Annotated in this window: 24 protein-coding genes and 1 pseudogene; 11 read left to right on the top strand and 14 right to left on the bottom strand. The window is 71.0% G+C overall.

The features are described from left to right. Positions 1–52 precede the first annotated feature (52 nt). Entirely contained in the window at positions 53–1219 is a 1167-nt protein-coding gene (locus tag G412_RS33320) for a flavin-containing monooxygenase (protein WP_051338130.1), read from the bottom strand. A 163-nt stretch (positions 1220–1382) separates the two neighbouring features. Here G412_RS33320 and G412_RS0104555 point away from each other — a divergent pair, with 163 nt between their 5' ends. Continuing rightward, on the top strand, positions 1383–1838 hold the full coding sequence (locus G412_RS0104555) for a DoxX family membrane protein (protein WP_028811016.1): 456 nt from the start codon (positions 1383–1385) through the stop codon (positions 1836–1838). Continuing rightward, positions 1835–2257: a Zn-ribbon domain-containing OB-fold protein gene (locus G412_RS33315; protein ID WP_037647619.1), complete on the top strand. Its 423-nt coding sequence runs from the start codon at positions 1835–1837 to the stop codon at positions 2255–2257. The genes G412_RS0104555 and G412_RS33315 overlap by 4 nt, the downstream gene beginning before the upstream one ends. 138 nt (positions 2258–2395) lie before the next feature. Here the strand turns inward: G412_RS33315 and pspAB are convergent, their stop codons facing one another. From pspAB to G412_RS0104535, 3 genes are all read right to left on the bottom strand, one after another. Continuing rightward, positions 2396–2980 carry a PspA-associated protein PspAB gene (pspAB, locus tag G412_RS0104545; RefSeq protein WP_028811015.1) on the bottom strand — a complete coding sequence of 195 codons (585 nt, stop codon included), beginning with the start codon at positions 2978–2980 and terminating at the stop codon, positions 2396–2398. Positions 2981–2989: 9 nt separating this feature from the next. Next, positions 2990–3901, bottom strand: coding sequence for a zinc metalloprotease HtpX (gene htpX, locus G412_RS0104540; protein WP_028811014.1), 912 nt, complete (start codon positions 3899–3901; stop codon positions 2990–2992). Positions 3902–4011: 110 nt separating this feature from the next. Further along, the gene (locus G412_RS0104535; RefSeq protein ID WP_028811013.1) at positions 4012–4665 is read right to left on the bottom strand and encodes a pyridoxine/pyridoxamine 5'-phosphate oxidase; all 654 of its coding nucleotides are present in this window, start codon (positions 4663–4665) and stop codon (positions 4012–4014) included. A gap of 125 nt (positions 4666–4790) precedes the next feature. Here G412_RS0104535 and G412_RS0104530 point away from each other — a divergent pair, with 125 nt between their 5' ends. After that, positions 4791–5030, top strand: a complete 240-nt coding sequence (locus G412_RS0104530) for a type II toxin-antitoxin system VapB family antitoxin (RefSeq protein ID WP_028811012.1) — start codon at positions 4791–4793, stop codon at positions 5028–5030. After that, positions 5027–5428: a PIN domain nuclease gene (locus G412_RS0104525; protein WP_028811011.1), complete on the top strand. Its 402-nt coding sequence runs from the start codon at positions 5027–5029 to the stop codon at positions 5426–5428. The genes G412_RS0104530 and G412_RS0104525 overlap by 4 nt, the downstream gene beginning before the upstream one ends. Before the next feature lie 10 nt (positions 5429–5438). Here the strand turns inward: G412_RS0104525 and G412_RS0104520 are convergent, their stop codons facing one another. Then, positions 5439–6626 (bottom strand): thiolase C-terminal domain-containing protein, encoded by a 1188-nt coding sequence (locus G412_RS0104520; protein ID WP_028811010.1) that lies wholly within the window; start codon positions 6624–6626, stop codon positions 5439–5441. Positions 6627–6762: 136 nt separating this feature from the next. On the opposite strand from G412_RS0104520, the gene G412_RS33310 reads away from it, so the two are divergent. Both G412_RS33310 and G412_RS0104510 read left to right on the top strand, forming a co-directional pair. Then, positions 6763–8049 (top strand): acyl-CoA dehydrogenase family protein, encoded by a 1287-nt coding sequence (locus G412_RS33310; protein ID WP_078606786.1) that lies wholly within the window; start codon positions 6763–6765, stop codon positions 8047–8049. After that, entirely contained in the window at positions 8049–8579 is a 531-nt protein-coding gene (locus tag G412_RS0104510; protein WP_028811009.1) for a nitroreductase family deazaflavin-dependent oxidoreductase, read from the top strand. The genes G412_RS33310 and G412_RS0104510 overlap by 1 nt, the downstream gene beginning before the upstream one ends. 159 nt (positions 8580–8738) lie before the next feature. Here the strand turns inward: G412_RS0104510 and G412_RS0104505 are convergent, their stop codons facing one another. Then, entirely contained in the window at positions 8739–9386 is a 648-nt protein-coding gene (locus G412_RS0104505) for a TetR family transcriptional regulator (RefSeq protein WP_037647617.1), read from the bottom strand. Positions 9387–9741: 355 nt separating this feature from the next. Here G412_RS0104505 and kbpA point away from each other — a divergent pair. Further along, positions 9742–10539: pseudogene (kbpA, locus tag G412_RS33305) on the top strand (AfsK-binding protein KbpA); the annotation flags it as partial. A 535-nt stretch (positions 10540–11074) separates the two neighbouring features. Then, positions 11075–13657 carry a protein serine/threonine kinase AfsK gene (gene afsK / locus G412_RS0104495; protein ID WP_028811007.1) on the top strand — a complete coding sequence of 861 codons (2583 nt, stop codon included), beginning with the start codon at positions 11075–11077 and terminating at the stop codon, positions 13655–13657. A gap of 35 nt (positions 13658–13692) precedes the next feature. Here the strand turns inward: afsK and G412_RS40425 are convergent, their stop codons facing one another. After that, positions 13693–14349, bottom strand: coding sequence for a hypothetical protein (locus tag G412_RS40425; protein ID WP_028811006.1), 657 nt, complete (start codon positions 14347–14349; stop codon positions 13693–13695). Between the two features lie 193 nt (positions 14350–14542). Here G412_RS40425 and G412_RS33300 point away from each other — a divergent pair, with 193 nt between their 5' ends. Beyond that, positions 14543–15127 (top strand): hypothetical protein, encoded by a 585-nt coding sequence (locus G412_RS33300; protein ID WP_051338129.1) that lies wholly within the window; start codon positions 14543–14545, stop codon positions 15125–15127. 38 nt (positions 15128–15165) lie between these two features. On the opposite strand, the gene G412_RS0104480 is transcribed toward G412_RS33300, so the two are convergent. Genes G412_RS0104480 through G412_RS0104470 form a run of 3 tightly spaced genes read right to left on the bottom strand, consistent with a single transcriptional unit; the run spans position 15166 to position 17594 of the window. Beyond that, entirely contained in the window at positions 15166–15939 is a 774-nt protein-coding gene (locus G412_RS0104480; RefSeq protein WP_037647614.1) for an enoyl-CoA hydratase/isomerase family protein, read from the bottom strand. After that, positions 15936–16442: a Zn-ribbon domain-containing OB-fold protein gene (locus tag G412_RS40720; protein WP_051338128.1), complete on the bottom strand. Its 507-nt coding sequence runs from the start codon at positions 16440–16442 to the stop codon at positions 15936–15938. Before G412_RS40720 ends, G412_RS0104480 begins: the two co-directional genes overlap by 4 nt. Before the next feature lie 3 nt (positions 16443–16445). Further along, positions 16446–17594, bottom strand: a complete 1149-nt coding sequence (locus tag G412_RS0104470; RefSeq protein WP_028811003.1) for a lipid-transfer protein — start codon at positions 17592–17594, stop codon at positions 16446–16448. 108 nt (positions 17595–17702) lie between these two features. On the opposite strand from G412_RS0104470, the gene G412_RS0104465 reads away from it, so the two are divergent. Continuing rightward, positions 17703–19313: a FadD3 family acyl-CoA ligase gene (locus G412_RS0104465; protein ID WP_051338127.1), complete on the top strand. Its 1611-nt coding sequence runs from the start codon at positions 17703–17705 to the stop codon at positions 19311–19313. Positions 19314–19445: 132 nt separating this feature from the next. Here G412_RS0104465 and G412_RS40050 read toward each other — a convergent pair whose 3' ends face one another. Continuing rightward, on the bottom strand, positions 19446–19610 hold the full coding sequence (locus G412_RS40050) for a hypothetical protein (RefSeq protein WP_167546441.1): 165 nt from the start codon (positions 19608–19610) through the stop codon (positions 19446–19448). Between the two features lie 202 nt (positions 19611–19812). Continuing rightward, positions 19813–22893 (bottom strand): SARP-family global regulator AfsR, encoded by a 3081-nt coding sequence (gene afsR / locus G412_RS0104455; RefSeq protein WP_028811001.1) that lies wholly within the window; start codon positions 22891–22893, stop codon positions 19813–19815. A 179-nt stretch (positions 22894–23072) separates the two neighbouring features. Here afsR and G412_RS0104450 point away from each other — a divergent pair, with 179 nt between their 5' ends. Next, a complete protein-coding gene (locus G412_RS0104450) occupies positions 23073–24290 on the top strand; it encodes an amidohydrolase family protein (protein ID WP_028811000.1) in 1218 nt (405 codons plus the stop codon). Between the two features lie 36 nt (positions 24291–24326). Here the strand turns inward: G412_RS0104450 and G412_RS0104445 are convergent, their stop codons facing one another. Both G412_RS0104445 and G412_RS0104440 read right to left on the bottom strand, forming a co-directional pair. Continuing rightward, entirely contained in the window at positions 24327–24749 is a 423-nt protein-coding gene (locus tag G412_RS0104445; RefSeq protein ID WP_028810999.1) for an ATP-binding protein, read from the bottom strand. A gap of 186 nt (positions 24750–24935) precedes the next feature. Then, the gene (locus tag G412_RS0104440) at positions 24936–25664 is read right to left on the bottom strand and encodes a GntR family transcriptional regulator (protein WP_028810998.1); all 729 of its coding nucleotides are present in this window, start codon (positions 25662–25664) and stop codon (positions 24936–24938) included. Between the last annotated feature and the right edge of the window lie 2 nt (positions 25665–25666).

Genomic DNA, 25666 nt, shown 5'->3' with positions numbered 1-25666 from the left:
CATCAAGACCCGTCCCGCGGTCAGTCGCCGAGCACCGGCAGGCAGGGCCGGCTCAGCCGCGCTCGCGGGCCTGCGCCCGGTGCGCGGCCGCGATGCTCTTGGCGATCTTGCGCGCGTCGATGGCGAGTTCGCGGAGCATGCCGCTGATGGGGTTGGTGAACCCCGTGAAGTACAGGCCCGGCGCCTTTGGTGGGGTGCGTGCACCGTGCACCACCGGGCGGCCCCGCCCGTCCAGTACGCCGAGGTGGCCCACCAGGCCGTCCAGTGCCCGCCGGTAGCCGGTCGCCGCGATCACCACCTGCGGGGAGATCCGGGTGCCGTCGGCCAGTACGACCTTGTCCCCGTCGAAGGACTCGACCGCCGCCACAGGCTGCACCGCCCCCCGCTTCACCGCGTCGACGAGCCCCACGTCCTGCACCGGAATGGCGCCCTCCTTGACTCGGGAGTAGAGCCCGGTGGTGGGACGCGGCAGGCCGCGCGCCGAGAGGTCGGGGACCGCGATCCGGCACATCAGGGCACCGGCCCGGTCCACCAGGCCGACCGGCAGGCGGCGTACGAGAATGCCGGTCGCCTGCGCCGGCCAGCCCGCTGTCGAGCGGCGCACGATGTGCGGGACGGTGCGCACGGCCAGGCGTACGCGCGACGCACCGCCCTCCACCAGGTCCACCGCGATCTCCGCCCCCGTGTTGCCCGTACCGACGACCAGAACGTCCTTGCCTTCGTACGGGCGCGGGTCGCGGTAGTGCGCGGCGTGCGTCAGCTCGCCCGTGTACGTGTCGCGGCCGGGCCACTCGGGGACGTACGGCGTGTGGTTGTAGCCGGTGGCGACCACCACCGCCGAACCGGTGAGCTCGCGGCCGCCGGTGGCGTGCAGAAGCCAGCCGCCGCCGGGCGCGGGATCGACGCGGGAGACCTCGACGCCCGTGACGACTTCCAGTTCGTGGAACTCCGCGTACTTCTCCAGGTACCGGACCACGTTGTCCCGCGACACCCACCGCCCGAACGAGCGCGGTATGGGGAGTCCCGGCAGGCCCGACAGGCGCCGTGTGGTGTGCAGGCGCAGCCGGTCGTAGTGGCCGCGCCAGGACGCTCCGACGGAGCCGGACTTCTCCAGTACGACGACTCGGACGCCCCGCTCGCGCAGGGCTGCCGCGGCGGCGAGTCCGCCCGGTCCGCCACCTATGACGTAGACGGGGTGGTCGTGAGTGGTATTGGCCATGATTCGGCAGCGTAATCGCACATATCGTTGATGGGTCTCGGTCAAGACCGGAATCGGTTACGAATCGATCACGGACAGTCGCGGAGTCCTGGCCCTTGCGCGCCGCCCCGCCCATCCGCTGAACTGACGTACCGTCAGATAGTCGAAGGGTGGGTGGAACGGAATGCAGACCCTCTGGCTCAGCGGCGCCGAGTGGCTCGCCGTGCTGCGCATCGGCCTCGGCCTGTGGTGGCTGGAGAGCTGGCGCCACAAGGACAAGAAGGGCTGGTTCGAGCGCGGTACGGGCATCGCCTGGGCGGCGGACGTCGCCGGAAAGCACAAGTGGCCGGCGGTGAAACGCGGCTTCGACGCGGTCGTCGCGCCCCGCCCCAAGGTGATGGCGTACGTCGTCGTGTACGCCGAACTCGCCCTCGGAATGGGGCTGGTTGCCGGCTTCCTGACCCCGATCGCCCTCGCCGCCGGCCTGCTCCTGAACCTGCTCTACCTCGTCCTGATGATCCACGACTGGGCCGAGCAGGGACAGAACGCCATGATGGCGCTGATCTCGGCCGTCGCGCTCTTCGCCATGTCCTGGCAGACGTGGTCCCTCGACCACGCGATCGGATGGTTCGGAGCATGACCGCCGCCGAGCCCGACATCGACGCCTTCACCCGCCCCTACTGGGACGCCGCCGCCGAAGGCCACCTGCTGCTGCGCCGCTGCCGCGCCTGCGCCAGGCCGCACCACTACCCCCGCGAGTTCTGCCCGTACTGCTGGAGCGAGGACGTCCACTGGGTGCGGGCGAGCGGGCGCGCCACGCTCTACACCTGGTCGGTCGTCCACCGCAACGACCTCCCGCCCTTCGGGGACCGCGTCCCGTACGTCGCCGCAGTCGTCGATCTGGCGGAAGGCCCGCGCATGATGACGGAGATCGTCGACTGCGAGGAGGCGGTCCTGCGGATCGGCATGCCGCTGACGGCCACCTTCAGGCGGGAGGGTGAAGGGCCGGCGGTTCCCGTCTTCCGGACGGTTCAGCTCTCCGGGGCCACGCAGAGCTGAGCGGTGACCACCTCGTTCGGCAACTCGGGATCGACGAACTCCCCCTCACGGGGCGGGCCGCAGCGCGCCTCACTGTCGCGGTGGAGCCTGCCGCCTGAGCCGCCTTCGTGACGGCCGCCGTGACGGACTGATCGCCGTTCACAGGCCCGGTGCGCCCCACACCGGGAACCACCGGGCGAGGTCCTTCTCCACCCGGAGGTCGTCGCCCAGTGCCGCCCTGACCTGCAACTCCAGCTGATTGTCGCGTTTTTCTGCACCGCCGGGCAGCGGCGCGAACGGGTAGAACGTGCCGCGCTTGTAGAGGTAGACCAGGGCCAGCGGTCGGTCCTCCGCGTTCCGGAAGCCGACCAGGGAACAGAGCAGGTGGGGGCCGAAGCCGCCGTCCTGGAGCAGGGTGTTGACCGCGTGCAGGTCGTTGACCAGGGCGGCCGTGTCGTCGGGGGCGTGGCGGGCGAGCAGCCAGGTGTATCCGTACGCGTCCCGGCTGAACTCCACCGGGATCCCGCCCCGGCCGGTGTCGGCGTCGAGGAGTTCCCGTACGTCCTGCTGGATACGGGCAAAGCTGCCGCCCTCCACGCCCGCGAAGCAGACCGAGCCGCGACCGGTGGGGGTGAAGCCCAGGCCCGCCTGGAGGGTGAGGGCGGCGGAGGGGACGGCGAAGAGCTGGTCCAGGTCCGGGCGGACCGGCTTGCTCCGGCCCAGGAGGGAGTCGAGCAGACCCATGAACGTTCCTTACGGCCGGGACAGGTCGGCGGAGATGCGGGCGAGCTGGTCGAGGCGCTGTTCGAGCGTCGGGTGTGAGGAGAGCAGCCGGCCCAGGCTCTCCTTGGAGGAGAATGCGGGCACGAAGTAGAAGGCGTTGTACGGCTCCGCCTTCCGCAGGTCCTGCGTCGGGATCCGTGCCATCTGACTGTCGACCTTGGTGAGGGCGGAGGCGAGCGCCGACGGGCGGCCGGTGAGCAGCGCGGCGGCGCGGTCGGCGGACAGCTCGCGGTAGCGGGAGAGCAGCCGGGTCAGCAGGAAGCTCAGTGCGTACACCACCGCGCTGATCAGCGGGATCAGCATGATCACGATGCCGGCGGGATCGTTGCTCCGGTGGTTGCGGGCGAAACCGCCCCACAGGGCGACACGGGTGATGACGCCCGCGAGCACGCCGAGGAACGAGGCGATCGTCATGACTGCGACATCGCGGTGCGCGACGTGTGACATCTCGTGGGCGAGGACGCCCTCCAGCTCCTCGGGTTCCAGCCTGCGCAGCAGGCCCGTCGTGGCGCAGACGAGCGCGGTGCGCTCGCCACGGCCGGTGGCGAAGGCGTTCGGGACGTCGCTCTGGGCGATCGCCACCCGTGGTTTCGGCATATCGGCCAGTGCGCAGATCCGGTCGACGGTGCCGTGCAGCTCCGGCGCCTGCTCGGGGGTGACCTCCCGCGCGCCCATGCTGAAGGCCGCGATGCGGTCGCTGAACCAGAACTGTGCGATGAAGAGGCCGCCCGTGATGATCAGGATGATCGGCCAGGAACCGCGCAGGGCCGCGAGAAGCACGCCGACGAAGACGACGTACAGCAGTCCGATCAAGAACATCGTGGTGACCATGCGCGTCGTCAGACCGCTGTCCGGGGCGTATCGGGTGCGAGTTCCCGCCATGGTGACTCCCTTGCCTACCGTGGCTCACCTTTCTCCTATGATGCCCCTTTGTTGTTGAAATCGGATAAATGGGTGGGAGTCCGTCGCCAGGTTGCTGCGCTGCCGCGTTGCTACGGCCAGAGGAGTTCCCGGGTCCACGATCCGCCGTCGCGGCGGTAGCGCAGCCGGACGTGCCGCCGCTTCGGGTCGCCCTGGAAGAACTCGACCTCCTCAGGCTCGACGACGTAACGCGTCCAGCTCTTCACCTCCCGCTCGGGCTCGGCCTCAGCCAGCTCCCAGGCCGCCTCGGACGCCAGGGCGAGCTCCGCCTGCGAGTCCAGTACCTCGCTCTGCCGCCCCACCAGCGCCGATGCCAGCGCGCCGGTCGAGCGGGCGTGCAAATCGGCCTGGCTCTCCGCCGGAGTGGCGGCGGCGACCGGGCCCCGTACGCGTACCTGCCGCCCCTGCGCGGCCCAGTAGAAACCGAGCGCCGCGTACGGACGGGCGGCGAGCTGGCGGCCCTTCGTGCTGGTGGCGTGCGAGGCGAAGTGCCAGCCCCGGTCGTCCGCGTCGTGCAGCATCAGCGTCCGTACGTCGGGCCGCCCCTCGGCGTCAACGGTGGCCAGGGACATGGTGTGCGGCTCGGGCTGCCCGGCGGCCACGGCCTCGGTGAACCAGGCGTGGAACAGGGGGAGGGGAGCGGGGGGCGCGGCGGCCGGGTCGAAGGCGGGGAGATCGACATCCCATACGCGCAGCGAGCGGAGGGTCTCGTGGAAGCTGGTCATCGAGTCATCATCCGCTCTCCGGGGGCAGCGCCACTCGAACGGGTGGAGTCCGGGTGAGTGACGTGATGCGCACCACTCACGGTGATAGCTTTTTTCTTAGATGTATATCTAGAGGGGGTATCGCCATGGCGCGCACCGTGATCGACCTGGATGACGAGGCTCTGGAAGAAGCCGCACGATTTCTTGGCACGACGACCAAGAGGGACACCGTCAACACCGCCCTGCGGGAGATCGTGGACCGGCGGAAGCGGGCGGAGGCGGTGGAGCGCATGCGGCAGATGGTCGCGGAGGGTGAAATCGACTTTTCCGTGATCGAGAAGGATGCGCAGGCGGGCACGGACGAAGCCGGTCGACACACGGCATGACGGAGCGCTATCTGGCTGATACCAGCGCTCTCATCCGCTTCTACCGTGGTCAGACCGATGCGAGCTGGGACGCGGTGGTCAATGCCGGGCTCGTCGGTCTGTGCGAGCCGGTGCGTCAGGAGCTTTTGCAGGGCGCCGGGGGGAGAGCCGCCTTCCACGACATGGACAGGCTGCTGCGAGCGACCTTCCCCTACTACCCCATAAGGGGGTCGGCCTGGGAGGACGCTGCCGAACTGCAGCACGAGCTCGCCAGACGTGGCTGGCATCAATGCGCAAGCCCCGTCGATCTTCTGGTGTCCGTCACCGCCGCTCACCACAAGCTGACCGTGCTCCACCAGGACAACGACTTCGACACCATCGCCCGCATCACCGGGCAGCCCGTACGCCGTATCGAGTGAGTCCCCGGCGTCACCCGTCCCGCCCCAGCACCAGCGTCCCCGACGAGCAGAACCAGCCGCCCGTCCCCGACGCGACCGCCAGCTCCGGCAGCGCGCCGCCCGCCTTGCGGACCTGGCCTTCGCCCGCCTCGCCGCGCAGTTGCCGTACCGCCTCCACCAGCAGGAACAGGCCCCTCATCCCCGGATGGCAGGCGGACAGACCGCCGCCGTCGGTATTCACCGGGAGCCCGCCGTCGCGCAGCAGCCGGCCCTTCTCGACGTACGCACCGCCCTCGCCCTTCTCGCAGAAGCCGAGATCCTCCAGCGTCACCAGCGTCATGTAGGTGAAGGCGTCGTAGATCTCGGCGAGGTCGATGTCCGACGGACGCACTCCGGCGCGCTCGAAGGCGAGGCGCCCGGAGACGGCTGCCGGGGAGACCGTGAAGTCCTCCCACTCGGACATGGTGGTGTGCGATACGGCGGTCCCCGCGCCCAGCACCCAGACCGGTTCCTTCGCCGCGTCCGGTACGTACTCCTGCGCCACCATCAGCACCGCGCAGCCGCCGTCGCTGCGGATGCAGCAGTGCAGCTTGGTGAAGGGGTCGGCGATCATCGGGCCGGACAGTACGTCGTCCACCGTCACCGGGTCGCGGAACATCGCGTCGGGGTTCGTGGCCGCGTTCGCCCGCGCCTGGACGGCGACCTCGGCGAGCTGCTCCAGGGTCGTGCCGTACCCGTGCATGTGGCGGCGGGCGGCCATCGCGTACTTGGCGACGAGCGTGTGCCCGTACGGGACTTCGAACTGCAGCGGGCCCCGCGCGCCGAACGAGAGGTTCGCGGTGCGGCGCCGCGCCTTGATGTCGGCGCGGGCGGTGGAGCCGTACACCAGCAGTACGGCATTGGCATGGCCGGCGGCGATCGCGTCCGCTGCGTGCGCGGCCATGACTTCCCAGGTGGAGCCGCCGACGCCGGTCGAGTCGACCCAGGTGGGGCGCAGCCCGAGGTACTCGGCGACCTCGACCGGCGCGAGCGTGCCGAGGCCGGCCGACGCGAAGCCGTCGATGACCGACCGGTCGAGCCCGGAGTCGGCGAGGGCGCGGCGGGCGGCCTGAGCGTGCAGGGCGTAGGGAGTGGCGTCGTCGACACGTCCGCAGTCGGAGACGGCTGTGCCGACGATGGCGACCTTGCGGCGTGGGTGGACCGGCGGCGTTGGCAGCATAAAACTGACGGTACATCAGGTAGGTGAGCGCCAGGAGGGGAGTGCCAGGAGGTGGGAAATCATCCCTCCCGCGCCCCTGTGCATCTCGCCCGCTCACCCCTAACATGACGGCCCGTCAGTCAGGGGAGGGAGTTCCATGGACGCCGCCTTCACCGTGGAGCAGGACGAGATCCGGCGCACGCTGCGCGAACTGCTGGCCAAGCGATGCGGTCCCGACGACGTGAAGTCGGCCGTACGGACCGCCACCGGGTACGACGCCGGCCTCTGGCGGCAGCTCGCCGAACAGATCGGGCTGCCCGGCCTCGCCCTCCCCACCGCTTACGGCGGAGTCGGCTGCGGGACCGTCGAACTCGCCCTCGCCTGCGAGGAAACAGGCCGCGCCCTGCTGCCGTCCCCGCTGTTCGCCACGGCCGCGCTCGCCGCACCGCTGATCGCCGCACTGGGTACGGAAGCCCAGCGCGCCACCCTGCTCCCGCCCGTCGCCGACGGCACGCTGACCGCCGCTCTCGCCGTCCCCGGCGGCAGCCTCTCGGCCGCGCTCGGCCTCACCGCGGACAACGCCGGTGGCGAGTGGGCGGGCGGCGGCAGGTCCGGTGGCGTACAGGCCCGGCGTACGGCGGCGGCGGACGGACGGGGCGGCACGTGGACGCTGTACGGCGAAGCGGCGCAGGTGCTCGACGGGCACAGCGCCGGCCTGCTGCTCGTCGCCGCCCACACCGGCGGCTTCGCCCGCAGCCGCACCTTGCTGTTCCTCGTACGGGCCGACGCTCCAGGGCTCGTCCGCGTACGGCAGACCGCCCTGGACGAGACCCGGCCCCAGGCGCGCATCGAATTGCGGGACGTGGAGGGTGAGTTGCTGGGGGCCGATGACGCCGCCGACGTGCCGGGCGCGCTGGCGGAAGCCGGGCGTACCGCCGCTGTCGTGCTCGCCGCCGAGGCGGTCGGGGCCGCCTCGCAGGCCCTGGAGCGAACCGTCGATCACGTCAGGACACGGGAGCAGTTCGGGCGGGCCATCGGCTCCTTCCAGGCGGTCAAGCACCGGCTGGCCGACCTCTACGTACAGGTGCAGGCGGCGCGCTCGGCGGCGTACTACGCGGCCTGGGACCCGGCGACTGGGGGCCTCGCGCTGGCGCAGGCCGTCGAGGCGCTGCGTACGACCGCGGGGGAGGCCGTTCAGTTGCACGGCGGGATCGGCTTCACGTGGGAGCACGACGCGCACCTCTACTTCAAGCGGGCGGCGTCAGACGAGCTGCTGTTCGGCCCCGCCCACCGCCTGCGCGAGCGCGCGGCGCGCGTTGCGGGGCTCTTCGGCGGTACGGAGTCGGAGACGGGGACGGGGACGGTGGCGGGGACGGGGACGGGGACGGTCACGGAGATGGAGGAGGGAGCGGTGGGAGTGGCGGGGCGAGGGGTGACGGGCTGATGCCGCCCGGAGTACGCCTCATGCAGAAGGTGTCATCGACCCGCGCCTTCGCCAGGATCGCCCCGCACGTGATCCCCGCCATGGACCGCGCGGTCCACCGCCTGACCCGCGGCAAGGTGATGCTGAGCGCCCGGATGCTGCCGGGTGTGATCCTCACGGCGCAGGGTGCCAGGAGCGGCCTGCCCCGCACCACGCCCCTGGCGTGCATGCCGGAGCCGAGCGGTGGCGGAGGTGAGGGCGGTGGGGGTGGTGAGGGTGGTGGTCGGGAGTGCCGCCGCTGGATTGTGACCGGCAGCAACTTCGGCCGGACCGGGCATCCCGCCTGGACGGCCAACCTCATGACGCACCCGGACGCCCGTATTAGCTGGCGGGGCCGGGACATCGAGGTCAGGGCGCGGTTGCTGGGGGGCGCCGAGCGGGAGGCGGTGTGGCTGGCGGTGCTGAAGTTCTGGCCGCCGTACGCGACGTACCAGGCGAGGGTGGAGCGGGAGATCCGGCTCTTCCGGCTGGAGGAGCGGCGAAGCCGCTGAAAGTGCCGCAGCGGCGGACCGGCCCAGGGGGCCGCCGCTGCGTAGACAGGACTGGGGCACTGGCTTCGGAAGGGTGCGGTTCGAGGGCCTGCGTCGTGGCCCACGTCGTGGCCTGCGTAGTGACCTGCGTTGCGGCCTGCTTCGTCGGCTGCTCGGCGGCTACTTCGTCGGCTTCTTGCCGGTGATGCCCAGGTGCACCAACAGGGCCAGGTTGGGGCGCAGTTCGCTCTGCTTCACACCCCAGGTCTGGAAGCCCTTCTGGTGCGAGGCGACCGCCGCCAGCATGGCGACGAGCGACCCGGCCATGGCGGCGGGGCTGATGTCCTTGTCGACCTTGCCCTTGGACTGGAGCTCTTTCACCGTGTCCGTAAGGGAGTTGGTGACCGAGTTCAGGATCTTCATGCGGATCTTGTAGAACCGCTTGTCGCCCTCCGCGGCGCCGAGGTCGACAACCCGGAGGATGGCGTCGTTTTTGCGCCAAAAGTCGAGGAAGCCCTCGACAAGTTCTTCGGAGGTCGCCCAGCCCGCCTTGCCGACCCAGGAGCGGCCGGAGACGAGTTCGGTCAACCCGGCACCCTCCTTGGCCATTTCTTCCGCGATTTCGAGGACAGCGCCCTCCACATCAGGGAAGTACTGGTAGAAAGTCGCGGGTGAAGTCCCCGCCTTCCGGGCCACATCGATGACTTTGACGTCGCGGTAGGGCGAGGAGCTGAGCATCTCGCTGAGGCAGTCGAGCAGCTTCTGCCGCGTCGCCTGACCGCGTCGTCCGGCCACGCGGCCGTCGACGGTGCGTACTTGTCCTGTCATGCCGTCAGCTTACCGAGGGGTGATCGGAGCGCGATTCGGCCGACTGCAAATGGGGAACCGGCCAGCCGCCCCGGCCCGCCGCTCGACTGTCGGGATGCCGCTAATCGCCCGCCACTCGCCCGTCCGTCGGCCGCCACTCGCCCGCTTGCCGCCTCCAGCCGCGCCTGACCCGAATAGACTTATCAACAGCCTGTGGACAACTTTGGTGGACAACCCATGTGCGCCATGGCGTGATGGCCCGATAGTGGACTACTTGTTCCTTTTTATCCCCTGCGTGAGGCGCGGCGGCCCGTTAGCTTGGATGTGACGGGCGCCACACAGCGTTCTGCCCTGCGTGACGGAAGGACCCGGGCCCATGGCCGTATATGCGGAAGGCATCCCATGCTGGGTCGATGTGACGCTGGACGACGTCGAAGCGGGCAAGCGTTTCTACGGTGGGCTCTTCGGCTGGACGTTTGAGGACCCCGGCATCGACGAGCGGGCAAAAACGGGCTGGTCGGGCAGGGCGGGGCAGGCCGCGTTCGTCAATGCCCTCAGTGGCGGCAAGAAGGTCGCCGCCCTCGCCCCCAAGCGGGACGGGCGGATGCCCACCGCCTGGGGTGTCTACTTCGCCACCGACGACGCGGCGGCGCTCGCCCGGAGGATCCGGGAGGCGGGCGGCCAGATGGTGACGGACCCGCTGCCCGTACCCCCGCTGGGCACAATGGCTGTGGCCGCCGACCCGGGCGGCGCGGTCTTCGGGCTCTGGCAGGCGGGCAGCCATGCCGGTTTCGAGAAGCGGGACCAGCCGGGCTCGTTCTGCTGGACGGAGGTCTACGCGCGCGACAAGGACCGGACCGATCCCTTCTACGAGACCGTCTTCGGCTTCCAGGGCTTCGACCTCGACGAGGAGGGCGAGGACTTCAGGACGTGGTCCCCGGCGGGCGCCGATCCCGGCCCCGATACGGCCATCGGTGGCCGCAGTGTCATGGGTGACGCCTTCCCGGTCGAGATGCCGGACCACTTCATGATCTATTTCGTGGTCGAAGACTGCGACGGGGCGGCGGCTAAGGCCGTCGGGCTCGGCGGCCGCGTCCAGGCGCAGCCGTTCGACACGCCGTACGGCCGGATCGCGGTGCTCACCGACAATCAGGGCGCGACTTTCGCCGTACTGGCGGAACTGGCGGAACTGGCTGAGCCGGCTGAGGCCGCTGGACCGGCTGAAGCGGCTGAGCCGGCTGGGCCGACTGAGGCGGCGGCCCCGGCTGAAGGGGCCGAACAGGCTGCCGCTGCCGAACGCGCTGAGCCTTCCGAGCCTTCGGAACCAGCCGGCCCTTCTGGAGCTCCGGAACCTGCGGAGCCTTCCGAACCTGCTGAACCCTCCGCACCGTCTGAACCTTCCGAACCGCCCGCGCCCCCCGCACCCTCCGAACCTTCGAAGTCCGCACGCCTGGCCGAAAGTGACGAGGTCGACGAACGCCCCGGACCTGACGGGCCCCGGAAAAACGAGACGTAGCGCCCCATCACCGACATTTTTCGTCCGCGCGCCCTGTCCGAATCCGGGTGAGACACCCCGGTCCGCCCCCGGGTTCGCCACCACCGCCTCAGACAGGAAGAATCAGGGTTGCGCACCGCTGGGTGGTGCCCAGTGGTGAGACGCTTCACGGGGCTGTGTTTGCGGCCTCGTACGGGGAGGTGGCAGGCAAGTTATGGAGCAGCTGACGCAGCATGACCCGCGGCGGATCGGCCCGTTCGAGGTACTGGCCCGGCTTGGGGCCGGCGGCATGGGGCTGGTCTATCTCGCGCGGTCGGCGTCCGGCCGGCGCGTGGCGATCAAGACGGTAAGGACCGAGCTCGCCGAGGACCAGCTGTTCCGCGTCCGCTTCACGCGCGAAGTGGAGGCGGCGCGGGCCGTCAGCGGCTTCTACACGGCCGCCGTCGTGGATGCCGATCCGCGGGCGGCGGTGCCGTGGCTGGCCACGGCGTACGTACCCGCGCCCTCCCTCGAAGAAATAGTGAATGAATGCGGGCCGATGCCGGCCCAGGCGGTGCGCTGGCTGGCGGCGGGTATCGCCGAGGCGCTCCAGTCCATCCACGGGGCGGGCCTGGTCCACCGCGACCTCAAGCCGTCGAACGTCCTGGTGGTGGAGGACGGGCCGCGCGTCATCGACTTCGGCATTGCCTCCGGCGTCTCCAACACGCGGCTGACCATGACCAACGTCGCCGTCGGTACGCCCGCCTACATGTCGCCCGAGCAGGCGCGCGACTCGCGCAGCGTGACGGGGGCCAGCGACATCTTCTCGCTCGGTTCGACGCTGGTCTTCGCGGCGACCGGGCACGCGCCGTTCCACGGCGTGAACCCGGTCGAGACGGTCTTCATGCTGCTGCGCGAGGGCCCGGACGTCGAGGGTCTGCCCGACGAGCTGCGCCCGCTGATCGAGTCGTGCATGCAGATGGAAGCGGTACGGCGGCCCAGCCCGGCCGACCTCCAGGCGCAGCTCTCGCCGCACCTCTTCGCCTCCGGCGAGGACGACAGCGGTACGGCGTCCGCGTGGCTGCCCGCGCGGGCCACCGCGATGATCGAACAGCGGCGGGGCGGGCGTCCCGCGCTGCCGAGTACGCCGTCGTCGCGGGCGCACTCCACACCGCCGAGACCGCCGGGCCCGCCGCCGTTCGCCCCGGTGGCGTCCCGGTCCGAGGCGCCGGCTTCGGCGTCTGCGCCGGCCTCCGCGGACGGGCGCGCTCCGCAGGGCGCGCACGCCGGCCCCGCGGCGCAAGGCGCTCAGGGGCCGCATGGGGCTCAGGGGCCGCATGCGGCTCAGGGGCCGCATGCGGCTCAGGGTGCGCATGCCGCGCAAGCCGGTGCTCATGCCCCGCACGCCCCGCAGCATGCCGCTGTACGGCTGCCCGGCTCCACGGTGCCGATCGGCCCCGGCCCCCGCGTGGCCGGCGGTCGCGCCGGGGCGGGTCCCGCGCCGGGCGAGCACGCAACGGGCTGGATCAGGCCCCCGGCCGGGGTGACCGCCTCCCCGAATGCCTCGCCGAACGGTGCGGACGCCGCCACCGGCCTCGTACCGCCGCCCGTCTCCGCCCCGCCGCCCCCGGCCATTCCGCCGCCCGCGCAGTCGGCCGACGGCGCGGGGCCTTCCGGGGGATGGCGGCCGTGGCGGTTCCGCATGTCCAACGACGTGTGGGGCACACCGGCCGTCGCGGGCGACCTGGTGTACGTCACCTCCTTCGAGGTGCACGCCCTCGATGTGGCGAGCGGCCGGCGAAAGTTCAAGACGCGGGACGTCGCCTGGGCGATGGCGGTCGCGGGCGGCCGTATCCACGCCTCCGACGGCCCGACGCTGTACGCCCTCGACGCCGCCGACGGCCAGGAGCGGTGGCGGCTCCAGACCGACGCGTGGGTGTACTCCCTCAAGGCCGACCGCGGCACGGTGGTGACCGGCACGCGCGGCGGCGGCGTCCAGGCATGGGAGGCGTCCAACGGCCAGAAGCTGTGGGAACTCACCGGCGCGCAGAGCGACTTCGAGACCCCGGAGGCAGGTCCCGCCGTACACGACGACACGGTGTACGTGTGGCAGGACGCGCGGCTGCGCGCCCTGGACTCCCGTACCGGCATCGAGCGCTGGTCGTACCCGATCGGCGACGCGGCGTCCTGCGGCGGAGTCCCGCTGCGGCTGACGTCGGCGCCGGACGGCTGTGTGTACGTCGCCGCCGGCCCGCGCGTCCTCGCCATCGAGGCCGTCAGCGGCCGTGTGCGGTGGCACTTCGAGGCCCCCGCGGTCTTCCTCAGCCCGCCCGCGTTCGCGCCGGGTCCTGCGGTCACGGGCGGTGGCGTCTACCTGGCCGACTACCTCGGCACGGTGTACGCCCTGGACGCCTCCACCGGCAAGGACCGGTGGCGTATCGCCACGGAGTCGCGCCAGTCCATCGAGCCGGTGCTGGTCGCCGCGGGCAACATCCATGTGGGCAGCGGCAGCGCGCTCTACACCCTGGACGCGGTGACCGGTACCCCGAAGTGGCGCTTCGCGGCGGGCGGCGACGTCATCGGCGCGCCCGTGGTCTCCGACGGCCGCGTCCACTTCGGCTCGGCCGACCACTGCCTCTACACGCTGGACGCGAGCGGCGGCCAGTTGCGCTGGAAGCTCGCGACGGGCGGTGAGATCACCGGGTCGCCGGTGGCACGGGGTGGTGTGGTGTACGCGTGCAGCAAGGACCGGTGCGTGTACGCGCTGGACGCGGTGAAGGGCACGGCGACGGGCCGGGCGTCGGGTACGCGCGCCTGAGGCGGGGTGGCCTGCGGTAGAGGTGACCGCTGCCGCTAGCGGTAGCGGTCATCCGGCGGGGGCGGGGGCGGCCGGTCGTCGAGTCCGCCCGGTGCGCCCGGTCCGCCGGGTCCGCCGGGGCCCGGACGCCAGGGGAAGTGGTGCTCGGTCCCTTGCTCCGGTGCGCGCTCGTGCGGCGCGTGGTCGCGGTCGTAGTCGCGGTCGTAGTCCTGCTCGCGCTCGTAGTCGTGCTCGGGTTCGCGGCGCCGGTGTCTGTCGCCGTCCACGCGCCGGTGCCGTTGCCCGCGTCCGAGCATCACGGCAGCGGCCAGCAGGAGGAGTACGCCGCCGCCGAACGCGAGCGCGACGCCGATGTCCAGGCCGGAGCCGTCGCTGTTGACGGTGAGGCCGCCGCGCGCCTGGCCGACGCGGACCATCCAGAGCACGGTGAAGCCGAGCACGACGACCCCGGCGAGGGCGACCATCAGCCGGGACCGCAGCAGCAGCCCGGCCAGGGTCAGCAGGGCGGCGAAGGCGAACGGCAGCAGGATCGATCCTGCGATGCCGGCCTCACTGTCCGTAATGCCGCCGAACAGGTCGCCGATGCGGTAGTCGCGCCCGAGGCGACCGTCGTACCAGGTACGGAAGGGGCTGAGCACGGCCGCCGTCGCTCCGACGAGAGCGAGGATCCAGCCGAGGACGCTGCGGAACATCGCGCCTCCTTGGGGTGGCTCTCGGTGACGACGCTACGCCCACGGTGCGGCGGCTGCCAGTCGCGGGCGGGTCGCCGCAAGGGCACCTTCGCCCCGCCGACACGTGTTTGCAGGCGTGTCCGGCGCCCCATAGGGTGACGTGCGCTTGTCAATCAAGAGCGCCACATTTTACGAATTCAACGGGGGTTGAAGCGTGCAGCTTCGCCATGTCCGCGCTGTCGCCGTCTTCGGTATCGCTGTCTTCGCACTGACCGGAGCGCGTGGTTCCGGCGGTGGTGGCTGCGACAACAACAGCAGCGGCAGCAGCGGTGGCAGCAGGTTCGACGGTTCGAGCAGCAGCAGTAGTAGCACCAGCAGTAGCGGCGGTTCGAGCTACACCAGCGGCGACACCACGACCGGCAGCAGCACCACCAGTGGCAGCACGACCAGTGGTTACACCACCGGCTCGTCCACCACCACGGGCTCGACCTCCGGCAGCCGCGGCAACACCAACATCACGGACGTACGGATCGACTCCTGCGTGTACGACCCCTCCCGCGGCATCGTCGCCGCTGTCAGCGCCACCAACAGCAGCTCCTCCGAGAACTACACCTACACCTTCACGGTCAGGTTCACCGACCCGAGCGGTGCGACCATCGGGACGCGCCACCCCAGCATGTACATGGTGCTCGCGGGCCAGACCGACAGGCTCGATGTCGCCACCCCGTACGTCGCCCGGGCGGGCGAGACCTCCGGCGGCAAGTGCGCGCTGAGCAACGTACGGCGCATCTCCGGCTGACGCGGCACGCCCAGGGCCTAATACACCTAGCGATACACCTAGCGCGTACGGAATCCGGACCGGCGGGCGGTGAAGAGTTCCGCCTGCCGGTCCGACGGCAGATTGCCGAGCGCCACCAGATGCGGTGCCTGCGCGAGCGCCTGATGGCGCGCTCCCTCCGTCGCCGCCCACACCGCCCGCACCGTGCCCTGCACGGCCTGCGTCGGGTACGACGCGATCACCTCGGCCGCGCGCACGGCCGCCGCCACTTCCTCCCCGCTCGGGACGACTTCCGACACCAGTCCAGTCTCGTACGCGCGCCGCGCCGACACCCGTTCGCGCGTCCCCATCAGCGCCATCCGGGCGACCTCCCCGAACGGCATCCGCTGCGCCATGTGGATCGTCTCGTACGCGCTGACCATCCCGTACGTCGTGTGCGGATCGAAGAAGGCCGCGTCCTCGGCGGCGACGACGAACTCGGCCTCCCCCAGCAGGTAGAACGCCCCGCCGCACGCCATTCCCCGTACCGCCGCGATCACCGGCTTCCACAGGTCGTTCGCCTTCGGCCCGATGGAGAGGAGAGGATCGTCGATGGAGTACGGCGACGGAGGCTGAGGAACGTCCACTCCCCGGTCGATTCCGCTGCAGAAAGCCTTGCCTCCCGCGCCGGTGAGCACGACGGCCCGTACGCTCTCGTCGAACCGGAACTCCCGCCAGACCTCGCCGAGTTGGCGGGCTGCGCCCAGGTCGATGGCGTTGTGCCGCTCCGGCCGGTCGAGGGTGACGACCGCGACGCCCGTGTCCTTGTCCCGTTCGACGCGGACACCGCTCACGACCGCTCCAGCAGCCACTGAGGTACCGTCACGCCGCTCGCGCCCGCGCTCGCGCCCGCGCCCTTCGTGAACGCGGCCTGCACTTTCGCGCCGATGCGCAGCCGCGCCGGATCGACGGAGTCGAGTGCGGCGCCGGGCTCGGCGACCACATTTCCCACGAGCCGGATGTGTGGGGCGTCGGCCAGTTCCACGACGACTGCGTTGTACGGGGCCTGGGCGGCGTAGGCGGGCAGAAGTGGCGGATGTGGCATGACGTACGACCAGATCCTTCCCTTGCCGCTCATCCGCTGCCATTCGCTCTCGAACGACTGGCAGTGCGGGCAGCAGGGCCGGGGCGGAAAGCGCAGCTCGCCGCAGCCGGTGGCGGCGCAGGCCTGGACGCGGAGCTCGCCCTGGGCGGCGTACTCCCAGAAGGGGGCGCCGTCGTCGTCGACAACGGGAACCAGCAGGCGGTCACGGTCACGGTCGGGGTGGTGGTCGCTCTCAGTGTGGCTGTCGCGCATCTCTCAACTCCTCAGCAGCAGGGCCGACGTCGGGACACCCTCGCCTGCCGTGACCAGGCAGGTGGCGGCGTCCGGTACCTGGGCGGTGCTGGTGCCGCGCAGTTGCTTTACGCCTTCGGTGATGAGGTTGAAGCCATGGACGTACGCCTCGCTGAGCCCGCCGCCCCCGGTGTTGATCGGCAGCCGTCCGCCGCTCTCCAGGGCGCCGCCTTCGGTGAACGCCGCACCTTCTCCCCGCCCGCAGAAGCCGTAGCCCTCCAGGGACAGCGGGATCAGCGGTGTGAAGGCGTCGTAGATCTGGGCCACGTCGACGTCGTCCGGGCCGAAGTCGGCCTGCTTCCAGAGCTGGCGGGCGGCGGTCCAGGCGGGGCCGGTGAGAGGATCGTCGTTCCAGTAGTTGACCATGCCGTGGTGCTGGGCGGGCAGGCCTTGGGCGGCGGAGTGGACGTATACGGGCCTGCGCCGGCAGTCGCGGGCGCGCTCGGCGCTGACGATCACGCACGCCAGTGCGCCGTCCGTCTCCAGGCAGTTGTCGAAGAGGCAGAGCGGGTCGCTGATCCAGCGCGAGTTCATGTACATGTCGCGGGTCAGGGGCCGTTCGTACATGATCGCGGCCGGGTTCTGGTTCGCCCGGTTCCGGCAGGCCAGGGCGACGTTGAAGAAGTGGTCGCGGGTGGCGCCGTACTGGTGCATGTACCGGCGGGCGAGCATGCCGATCTCGTCGGCGGGGCGCAGGAGGCCGAAGGGGCGGGTCCACTGGGCGGGGGTGGGGAGCTGCGCGGTGGTGTTCTTCCAGGGCCGCGGCCCCGACCCGCGCTTGCGCGAGCGCCACGCGACGCCGACGCTCGCCTGGCCGGTGGCGATGGCGGCGGCGAGGTGGGCGACGGTGGCGCAGGACCCGCCGCCGCCGTACCCGACCTTGGAGAAGAAGGTGATGTCTCCGGCGCCGATGGACTTCGCCACCTCGACTTCGTCGGTCTCCTCCATGGTGTACGAGGCGAGTCCGTCGACCTCGGACGGGGCGATGCCCGCGTCGTCGAGGGCGGCGAGGACGGCGCGGCAGGCCAAGGTCTTCTCGGACTCGGGGAGTTGCCTGGCGAAGGGGGTCTGTCCCGTACCGACTATCGCTGTCGCGTCCTTGAGCGTCGCCACGTCCGGGCACCTCCGCGATGGTCATGACTGCCGTCTCTTACTGCTGACAGGGCGTCAGGCTACCGCTAATCTGACGGTTAGTCAGCTAGTGGTGTGGGAGGGCTTGCCATGAGCGCAGCGGACGGCGGGGACGGCGGGGACGGTGGCGATGCCGGGGACGTCGAGTGGAGCAGCATCCCGGAGCTTGTGCGGAGTGCGGCGGAGCGGTACGGCGAGCGGGAGGCCGTGGTCGAGGGCCGGACGCGTGTCTCGTACGCCGGACTGGGCGAGCGCGTCGAGCGGGCGGCGGCGGCCTGCATGGCATCCGGCGTCGAGCCCGGCGACCGGGTCGCGGTCTGGGCGCCCAACACCCTCGACTGGATCGTGTCCGCTCTCGGCGCGGTGACGGCGGGCGCGGTCCTGGTCCCGCTGAACACGCGCTTCAAGGGCACGGAGGCGGCGTACGTCCTCTCCCGCAGCCGGGCGAAGCTCCTCTTCATCACCGGCACGTTCCTCGGTACGTCGTACGTGGCGTCCCTGCGCCGGGCGGACGTGGACCTGCCGCACCTGGAGCGGGTGGTGGTGCTGGCCGACGCGGCGCCCGACGAGTACCCCATGTACCGCACGTGGAAGGACTTCCTGGCGTCCGGCGAGGCGGTGTCCTCGGCGGACGTCCGTGCCCGTGCGGCGTCGGTCACGGGGTCTTGGCCTTCGGACATCGTCTTCACGTCGGGGACGACGGGCCGCCCCAAGGGTGCGGTGATCACGCACGCGCAGACGCTGCGCTGCTACGCCATCTGGTCTGAGCTGGCCGGCCTGCGCGAGGGCGACCGCTACCTGATCGTGAACCCCTTCTTCCACACCTTCGGCTACAAGGCGGGCATCATCGCCTGCCTGATGCGCGGTGCGACGATGGTCCCGCAGCCGGTCTTCAACGTGGACACGGTCCTGGCGAACATCGCGGCCGAACGCATCTCGGTCCTGCCGGGCCCGCCCACGCTCCATCAGTCACTCCTGGACCACCCGTCCCGAGACGCTCACGACCTCTCGGCCCTGCGCCTGGTGGTGACGGGCGCGGCGGTGGTCCCGCTCCGGCTGGTGGAACGCCTGCGCGGCGAACTCCACATCTCCACGGTCCTCACGGCGTACGGCCTCTGTGAGGCGTCCGGCATCGTGACGATGTGCCGCCGGGGCGACCCGCCGCAGACCATCGCGTCGACATCGGGACGCGCGATCCCCGGCACGGAGGTCCGCGTCCTGGCGGCCGGGCCCGGCACGCCGGGGGAGATCCTGGTCCGGGGCTTCAACGTCATGCGCGGCTACTACGAGGACCCGGCCGGGACGGCCGCGGCCATCACACCGGACGGCTGGCTGCGTACGGGCGATGTGGGCGTACTGGACGAGGCCGGCAACCTCCGCATCACGGACCGGGTCAAGGACATGTTCATAGTCGGCGGCTTCAACGCCTATCCGGCGGAAATCGAGCGGCTGCTGGGCCTGCACCCGGACGTGGCGGACGTGGCGGTGATCGGCGTCCCGGACGCGAGGCTGGGCGAGGTGGGCAAGGCGTACACGGTCCGCCGCCCCGGCTCCACGCTCACATCGGACGACCTGATCGCCTGGTCGCGCCGCGAAATGGCGAATTACAAGGTCCCGAGACAGGTCGAGTTCGTCAGCGAACTGCCGAGGAACGCGAGCGGCAAGGTCCTGAAGGGGGAGCTGCGGGCGCGGCGACTGTAGCGGCGCGGGGGGGCACGCGGCGGGGGGTGGGGTCGCCGAAGCCCCCCGCCCCCTGCCCCCGCCCCCGGACACGCGGCGGCCGCGGTGGCTCCCCCTCCGGGCCACCGCGGCCGTTCCCCGTCGAATGAAGTCTCAGTTGACCGGCTCGCTCGACATGTGGTCGTCCAGCGGCTTCACGACGTCCTTCTCCGCACCGGACATGTGGTCGTCCAGCGGCTTCAGGATGTCGCTCTCGGTGCCGGACATGTGGTCGTCCAGTGGCTTGGGGCTGCCCGTCGGCTGCTTCGCATCGCTCATCGTCGCTCCAAGGTTGTCGGCGAAACGGTCAGGTGAGCCCGCCCGGCAACTCCCCCGAGGGTCGCCGGACGGGCTGGGACCGTACAACTTAGTTGGCCGGTCCGTGCGTCAATCCGTCTGCCCCCCGACGCGACGGATCGATAGGAATGAGAGTGCCGGGCAGCGATAAACGAACGATGAACGCCTTGGTGGGGACGCGCCTCTAGGCGGCGGTCGCGGCGGTCGCCAGCAGAGAGCGGACCTCGGCGGCTTCCGGGGAGCCGAGCCCTTCGAAGATCGCGAGTGCCTCGCCCCAGCAGGCCCTGCTCCGGTCCACCTGGCCCAGGTGGTCGAGCGCCCTGCCGAGTACGGTCAGGACCGTGCCCCGGCGCCACTCGCCGCCGATGCCGCGAAGAGCGATGGCCTGCTCGGCATGCGCTGCCGCCAGGGTCGGGCGACGTGCGGCGAGGTGTACTTCGGCGAGCCTGAAGTGGGTCACTCCCTCCCACAGCGGCTGACGGTTCTCGTGGAAGATGCCGAGGGCCTGGGTGAGCTGTTCGAGCGCTTCGCCGAACTGCCCGGCCTGGGTGAGGGCCATCCCGAGTGCGTAACGTCCGTTCGCCAGCCGCAGGGTGAGGCCTTGCCGGTCGTAGATGTCGACGCCTTGCTTGGCCAGCTCCACCGCGCTGGTGGTGCGGCCCATGGCCAGGTGCGCGCGCGACAGGTTGCACAGCGCGCTGGCCTCGCTCGGCCGGTTTCCGTCGGCGCGGAAATTGTCTATGGCCAGTTGGAGGTACTTCTCCGCCTCGCTGTAGCGCTTCTGGTAGACCGCGATGAATCCCCTGATGTTGGGCGCGTAACCGCCCGGAATGGGATCTCCGTGCGCCAGGGCCATCGCGGCCTCGGCCTCGGCCTCCGCCTGGTCGAAGCGGCCCGCGATGTGAAAAACGTGCGTCAGGGCGGTACGAGCACGCCCCTCTGCCCGGAGGTTCTTCGCGCGCCGGGCGGCAGCGAGCACCAGGTGCGTCGCGTGCTCGTACCGCCGGAAGTTCGCACCGGACTCGGAGAGGTCCTTGGCGGCCAGCAGGAGGTCCACGGCACGCTGGACGGACGCGGCGCCCGTGGACTGCTGGGCGCAGGCCAGAATGCATTCGGCCTCGGTGTGGAGCCAGTCGAGCGCCTCGCTGCGTTCAGTGAAGTGCAGGCCCGCTCGCCCGGTGGGCTCCAGGTGCGCCACCAGCCGGTCCCCCGGCCGCTCCAGTGCGTACACCGCCGCCGCCGTGGCCAGGTAGAAGTCCAGCAGCCGCGACAGCGCCCGCTCCCGTTCCACCGGCGGTTGTTCGTCGCGTTCCGCGCAGGCGCGGGCGTAGAGGCGGACCAGGTCGTGGTAGCGGTAGCGGCCGGGGGCCGCGGATTCGAGGAGGGAGGTGTCGACCAGGGATTCCAGGAGGTCTTCGGTGTCCTGGACGGGCTGGTTCAGTACCGCCGCTGCCGCCGCCAGGGAGATGTCCGGGCCGTCCGCCAGGCCCAGCAGGCGGAAGGCACGGGCCTGCTGCGGCTCCAGTTGGCCGTAGCCGAGCTCGAACGTGGCCTTGACCGCCAGGTCGCCGGCCTGGAGTTCGTCGAGGCGGCGGCGTTCGTCCGCCAGCTTCGCCGCCAGGACCGAGACCGTCCACGTGCGGCGGGCCGCCAGGCGGGAGGCCGCGATGCGGATGGCCAGGGGGAGGAAGCCGCACGCGCCCACGACGTCCAGCGCCGCCTCGCGTTCGGAGCCGACCCGCTCGGCGCCCACGATCTTCGTGAAGAGCTGGAGGGCCTCCTCGGGGGACATGACGTCCAGGTCCACCAGGTGCGCCCCCGCCAGGTCCACCATCCGCGCCCGGCTCGTCACCAGTGCCGCGCAGCCCGTCGTGCCGGGGAGCAGGGGGCGGATCTGCGACGCGTCGCGGGCGTTGTCCAGCAGGACCAGGATGCGGCGGCCGTCGAGGGTCGAGCGGTAGAGGGCCGCGCGTTCGTCCAGCGTGTCGGGGATGGCGGTGTCGGGCGTGCCCAGGGCTCGCAGGAACGCTCCCAGGACGGTCTCTGGTTCCGCCGCGCGCGAGCCCGCGCCCTGCAGGTCCACGTACAGCTGGCCGTCCGGGAAGTGGGAGCGGGCCGCGTGTGCCACGTGCACCGCGAGGGTCGTCTTGCCCACGCCCCCGATGCCGGCCAGCGCCGAGACGGCCATGACGCCGGCCTCCGCCGTGGCCAGGCGGTCGCTCAGGTCGCGTACGAAGGACGAGCGGCCCGTGAAGTCCGGCACGGAGGCCGGGAGCTGTGCGGGCCGTACGACCGCCGGGGCCGCCGACGGCGCCGGTTCCACCGGGCGGGCCAGGTCCGCGTCGGCCTCCAGGATGCGCTGCTGGAGGTGCGAGAGCTCGGGGCGTGGGTCCACGCCCAGCTCGTCGGCCAGGAGGCGGCGCGTATCGGCGTACACGGCGAGGGCTTCCGCCTGGCGGCCGCTGCGGTAGAGGGCGAGCATGAGGAGTTCGCGCAGGCGTTCGCGCAGGGGGTGGGCGGCCGTCAGGGCCGTCAGCTCCGCGATCGCCTCCGCGTGGCAGCCGACCTCCAGGTCCAGGTCGAGGCGGGTCTCGGTGAGCTGGAGCCGCCATTCCTCCAGCCGCGTCCGCTGGTTCTCGGCGTACGGGCCGGGGACCGACGCCAGCGGTTCGCCGTCCCACAGGCCGAGCGCCTTGTTGATCAGGGTGCGGGCCTGGCAGCGGTCGCCGGAGGCGCGGCACTTCTCCGCGTCGGCGGCCAGGTCCTGGGCGACGGTCAGGTCGAGGGAGTCGGCGCCCGCCCGGATCGCGTACCCGCCGGACTCGCTGACGAGCACCCCCGGCTTCAGCGCCTTGCGCAGCCGGGAGGCGTACGTCCGTACCGCCGCCAGCGCCTGCGACGGCGGCTCCTCGCCCCAGATGGCGTCGATCAGCTCGGACGCGGTCGCGGTGCGGCCGTCGCGCAGGAGGAGGGCGGCCAGCAGGGCTCGTTGCTGCGGCGACCCGGTGTTGAGGGACTCGCCGCCGCGCCAGGCGCGGACGGGCCCGAGCACGGTGAAGCGCACAGGCTCGTCCGCGGGCGCGTCCGCGGGCGCGGGCTCGGGTGCGGTCTGGGGTGCGGCCTGGGGCTTGGGTGCGGCGGCCTCCGGTTCGTGGTGCCGGTGCTGCCGGCCCGTTCCCCGCTGGTTCTCGTGCCGGGTGTCCCCGTCGGGCTGCGGACCGGAAGCCGGAGTCCGCTGCTCCGGTGCCCGAGGTACGCCGTCCATCGCACTCCCCCTATTGCCTCTGCTGCCGTGTGCGGTCAGCCCTACCGCCCAGTCGCCCAGTCGCAGGAGCCAGTTTGCCTTGTCCATGGCGAATGCGTCAGCACCGGAAGGCGCCTGCCCATTTCCCACCCGCCTCTACCTAGCTGACGGATCGTCAGATCAGCGCTACCTTGGATCGCATGGAGACCTTCCCGAAGATCATCTCGGTGGACGACCACACGGTTGAGCCCCCCAACGTCTGGCGGGACCGGCTCCCGTCCAAGTACCAGCACTCCGGTCCCCGCGTCGTCCGCGCCCCCCTGAGGGAAATGAGCTTCCTGGGAGGGAAGTTCGCGCCGGTGATGGGTGCGAAGGGTGACGACGGGCCGGTCGGCGACTGGTGGGTGTACGAGGACCTGCACCGCCCCCTGACCAGGCTGGACACGGCGGTCGGTTACGACAGGGACGAGATCAGGCTCGAAGTCATCACGTACGAGCAGATGCGGCCCGGATCGTACTCCGTGCCCGACCGCCTCGCCGACATGGACGTCAACCACGTCCAGTCGGCCCTGTGCTTCCCCACCTTCCCGCGCTTCTGCGGCCAGACGTTCACCGAGGCCAAGGACCGCGAACTGGGGCTGCTCGGCGTCCGGGCGTACAACGACTGGATGGTGGAGGAGTGGTGCGGTCCGGATGCCCACGGCCGGCTCATCCCCCTCACCCTCATCCCGCTCTGGGGCGCCGAACTCGCCGCCGCCGAGGTCCGCAGGAACGCGGCACGCGGCGTCCGCGCGGTCGCGTTCTCCGAAATACCCCCGCACCTGGGCCTGCCGTCCATCCACACCGACGAGTGGGACCCCTTCCTCCGCGCGTGCGACGAGACCGGAACGGTCGTCGCGATGCACATCGGCTCCTCCAGCAGGATGCCGTCGACCTCGGCCGACGCCCCGCCGGCGGTGGGCTCGACGATCACCTTCGCCAACTGCTGCTTCTCGATGGTCGACTGGCTGATGAGCGGCAAGTTCGAGCGCTTCCCGAACCTGAAGGTCATGTACGCCGAGGGGCAGATCGGCTGGATCCCGTACATCCTGGAGCGCGCGGACGTGGTTTGGGAGGAGAACCGGGGCTGGGGCGGGGTGGCGGAAAAGGTGCTCCGGCCACCGTCTGAGCTCTTCACCGAGCACGTCTACGGCTGCTTCTTCGACGACGCCTTCGGGCTGCGGAACCTCGACGCGATCGGCGTGGGCAACGTCCTGTACGAGACCGACTACCCGCACTCCGACTCCACCTGGCCCAAGTCACGGGAGGTCGGCGAACAGCAGATGGGCCACCTGGACCCGGACGTGGTGGACCGGATCGTACGCCGCAACGCGATCGAGCTGCTGGGGCTGACGGGGGAGGGGCTGTGGGCGGGTTGACCGGGGGAAACCCAGCTCAGCGGCTGGCGGCGCATCTCATCCCGCACTTCCACCACGCGCGCGGCCAACTTCCGGAGATCGACCTCCTCGGAGCGAGACGCGCACTGTCTTGCCGACGTGTGGTCTCGGGTGCCAGGTGACTTCACCGCCGAGCCGGCGCATCACGAACAAACCCCGGCCGCTCTCCGCGTCCTCTTCAGGCTCGGAGAACGTGTCGAAACCCGGGAAATCGGCCACCGGGTCGGACACCTCGATGACCAGTGCGCCGCACTCCAGCATGACGAGCCTGAGGCGCAGTTCGTGCCCCACGCGCCGCCCGTGGTTGATCGCGTTCGACACCAGCTCAGAAACGATCAGCACGGCGTCATACGTGTCCCCGGCCCACCCCCAGATGGCCAGTCGGCGTAAGGCGTGCCGGCGTGTGAGAGCCACCGAGGCGTACACCATCGTGTAACCCATGGACCACTCTTTGGCTCTCCCTTTCGCCTGGGGGCTATGAGGAGCAGGACTGCTGGGGAGCGACATGGTGCCTCCTGCTTGCCCGGCCAGGCGGGCGTTTGGAGTCAACCCACAGCTGTGGCTGGGGGCGTGGCTTCTGCCACACCCCTCAGACTGGACCGGTGGACCGGTCCAGTCAAGAAATTGTCAGAGTCCGTACCCCATCGGGTAGTTGTCCGTGCGCTCCCACAGATCGGACGGCGTGACACCCTCCTCCACCACGAGCGGACGGTCCTCGTTGTCGTAGGCCACGTGCAGGTCCACCGCGACGGCGAGCGGGACCCTCTCGCCGAACCGGTCGGCCTCGGCCTCCACTGCCAGTCGTACCCGCGTCAGATCGCAGGCCCGCACTGGCGCCCGCCCGGTGGTCCGGGTCACGTAGTGCGTCGTTCCCTCTGCGATCGGTCCGGTCTGCGCCAGTCGTGGGCACGCATCGGCCACGTCCAGCGGGAACCATGCGGTCACCAGCGTCATCGGAGTCCCGTCGTCCAACAGGACAAGGCGGTCGCGCCGCAGTGCGGTGGCGCCGTCTGGCAGCTCGAGCAGTTCGGCGACATGGCGCGGAGGCTCCTCCCGCGTCGGGGTGCCGAGCCTGCGGAACGGGTGGGCTCCGGTCGTGCGGGTGCTGCCCGGTCTGCGGTTGCCGGCCGGGCGGGCGAGCGGCGTCTCGGTGACGCGGAAGCCGTGCCCCTGCTTCGCGACGATCAGTCCGTCGTTCCTGAGGATGTCGTACGCCTTGATGACGGTGGCCCGCGAGACGCCCCACTGTTCGCACAGGTCGCGGCCCGACGGCAGAAGTGCGCCTGCCGGGAACTCGCCGTCCGCGATGCGCTGCCGCAGTGAGTCGGCGATCTGCTCGTACTTCAAGGTCGGCATCG

The sequence above is a fragment of the Streptomyces flavidovirens DSM 40150 genome, from assembly GCF_000429085.1.
Taxonomy (GTDB): Bacteria; Actinomycetota; Actinomycetes; order Streptomycetales; family Streptomycetaceae; genus Streptomyces; species Streptomyces flavidovirens.
Note: the sequence above shows the minus strand (reverse complement) of the source record. Positions and strands in the feature narration are given on the sequence as shown.